The organism is Flavobacterium sp., from assembly GCF_043778725.1.
GTDB lineage: Bacteria > Bacteroidota > Bacteroidia > Flavobacteriales > Flavobacteriaceae > Flavobacterium.
Window position 1 is genome coordinate 1 of the sequence record NZ_JAYWFT010000161.1, and the last position, 3,212, is coordinate 3,212.

1 protein-coding gene and 1 pseudogene are annotated in these 3,212 nt (G+C 33.2%); both read left to right on the top strand.

Annotation, left to right across the window (positions count from 1 at the left end):
• The coding region (locus tag ACH2CG_RS14885) for a class I tRNA ligase family protein (RefSeq protein WP_395066593.1) at positions 1–2,431 on the top strand (2,431 nt) is incomplete at its 5' end.
• 35 nt (positions 2,432–2,466) lie between these two features.
• Positions 2,467–3,212, top strand: a pseudogene (locus ACH2CG_RS14890) (hypothetical protein); the annotation flags it as partial.

Sequence of the window (3,212 nt, forward strand, 5' to 3'; positions counted from 1 at the left end):
AACAGTTTTGGCAAATGACGAAATCATCAACGGACTTTCAGAGCGTGGCGGACACCCCGTTATTAGAAAAAAAATGACCCAGTGGTCAATGCGAATTTCTGCTTATGCTGAGCGTTTATTGCAAGGACTGGAAACGATAGATTGGTCAGAAAGCATAAAAGAATCGCAACGAAATTGGATTGGAAAAAGCGTTGGGGCTAGGGTTGAATTTAGAGTTTTGAGTATAGCAAAAACAAGTATTGAAGTTTTCACCACCAGACCCGACACAATTTTTGGAGTTACATTTATGACACTCGCACCAGAGCATGAATTGGTTGAATTAATTACAACATCTGAACAAAAGTCTGCGGTTAAAGCATATATCGAAAAAACCGCCAAACGATCAGAGCGAGAAAGAATGGCAGATGTGAAAACAATTTCTGGTGTTTTTACAGGTGCATTTGCCGAACATCCATTTACAAAAGAATCAATTCCTGTTTGGATTGGCGATTATGTACTTGCGGGTTATGGCACGGGAGCAGTAATGGCGGTGCCTTGTGGCGATGAGCGGGATTTTGCTTTCGCAAATTTTTTCAAAGGAACAGTTGGAATGCATGTCGTAAAAAATATTATTTGCCCCCTAGCCTCCAAAGGTGGAACTGAAATACAAAGCACTGAAAATGAAATTCTTGAAGAAGCTTTCATTTCAAAAGAAGGTTTTGTTTTAAAAAATTCTGATTTCCTCGACGGATTGGATTATAAAGAAGGTACTAAAAAAGTAATTCACGAATTAGAAAAAATAAATCAAGGTTCGGGTAAAACCAATTATCGTTTGCGAGATGCTGTTTTTTCAAGACAAAGATATTGGGGAGAACCTTTTCCAGTTTATTATGTCAATAGATTGCCGCAATTGATTGACGCAAAATATTTGCCAATAAAACTGCCCGAAGTCGAGAAATATCTGCCAACAGAAGATGGTCAGCCGCCTTTGGGTAACGCCACTAATTGGGCTTGGAACACCGAAACAAACAAAATTGTAAGTTGCGAATTGATTGACAATATTTCAATTTTCCAAATGGAAATGAATACAATGCCAGGCTGGGCGGGCAGTTCGTGGTATTGGTTGCGGTATATGGACGCAAAAAACGAAAACGAAATTGCTTCGTCCGAAGCCATAAAATATTGGGAAAGTGTAGATTTATACATTGGCGGCAGCGAGCATGCAACGGGTCATTTGTTATACGCTCGTTTTTGGAATAAATTCCTGAAAGACAAAGGATTTGCACCAACTGAAGAACCATTCAAAAAATTGATCAATCAAGGAATGATTTTAGGAATGAGTGCTTTTGTTTATAAGTTAAGACTTAATTTTAGACCAAATCCGAATACGGGTTGGAATTCAATTTCTTATAATGTTCTTGTTTCAAATGATTTGAGAAAAAAATTAGAGGATAATTATAAAAAATTATCAGAAGTAAATAATAACTTATTTAATGAAATTGAAGCTGTTTTTAATAAAGAATTCGAATCGCATGAATATAAAAATTCAAAAAATACTGAAAGAAGTATTGGTTTTGACCAATTTCACGTTGATTTATCAGTGATCAATGATGTTACCAATGAATTAGATATTGAAGAATTTAGAAATCATCCTTTATATTCTGATTATAAAAATGCTGAATTCATTTTAGAAGACGGATCACTTTACGTTGCGGGCTCGTCCCCTTCTGGGATGTCGGGACGGACTTTTATGGTCGGTCGCGAAGTCGAAAAAATGTCAAAATCTAAGTATAATGTTGTCAATCCTGATAATATTTGCAATGAATATGGTGCTGATACTTTGAGGTTATATGAAATGTTTCTAGGACCACTTGAGCAATCAAAACCATGGAATACCGCAGGAATATCAGGTGTTTTTGGTTTCTTGAAAAAACTTTGGCGTTTGTATTTTGATGAAAACGGACTTGTTGTCACTGATAATGAACCTTCAAAAGACAGTTACAGAAGTTTGCACAAAACCATCAAAAAATGTACTGATGATATAGAGAAATTTTCTTTTAATACATCGGTTTCTCAATTTATGATTTGTGTGAATGAGTTGCAAGCGCAAAATTGTCATGAACAACTGATTCTTGAACCATTATTGGTTTTGATTTCGCCTTATGCGCCACATATTGCTGAGGAATTATGGAAACAATTGGGTCACACAGAATCTATTGTCAATGTTGATTTTCCCATTTGTAATGAAGCCTATTTGGTAGAATCTGATAAAGAATATCCCGTTTCTTTTAATGGGAAAATGCGTTTTACGATAAGTTTGCCATTAGATTTATCGCCAAAACAAATAGAAGAAATCATCATGAATGATGAACGAACAATCAAACAATTGGAAGGAAATATTCCCAAAAAAGTGATTATTGTTCCAGGAAAAGTTATTAATATGGTTGTGTAAACTTTTAAATAAACCCTAATTTCTTTGATAAAATAATGATTTCAAAAATAAAATACGAGTATTTGCTTTTTATATTTGCACTGGCTTGGGTTTTATTTTTCTCTTTCGTTTTACAATTAATGCCCTATTTTTCAACAACAAGCGATGATGCAAGCTATTTACTAGCTGCAAAATTGTTGTATTTTGAACATAAACCTGATGGCATCAGACCATTTTTGATCGCTGCAATTTTCGGTTTGCCTTACTTTTTTAAATTATCAGATAATGCAGTTATTCATTGGGGATTTTTTGTGAATTTTTGTTGTTGGTTTTTGACAATTCTATTTTTATTCAAAATCATTGTTACTATTACAAACAGTAGAAAAAAAGCATTTATTTACTCCCTATTATTTGTGTTTTTAATAGGAAATCTTGCGCCAGCATTCAGGTTTTTATCAGAATCGATATTTGTATTTATTGTGGTTTTAGCCATTTATTTTGTAAGTAAATATTATGCAAATAATGACGCAAAATATCTTACAATCGCTATTTCGATTTTAATTTTAAATGCCTTGGTAAAACCAATTTCAATCGGAATTGCTTTTATTTTTATAATTTTTTATATCAGCAAAATCAAAAACATAGTTTTTAATAGATATGGTTTTTTACTAATTTTTAGCTTGTTTTTGTTGCTTTTTCAATTTAAAAGTATGAAAAAAGAATATGGTGATTTCACTATTAGTTATATTGGCGATGTCACTTATTTTAATTATTTAGGAGCAAAAGCTCATTGTTTTAGGAA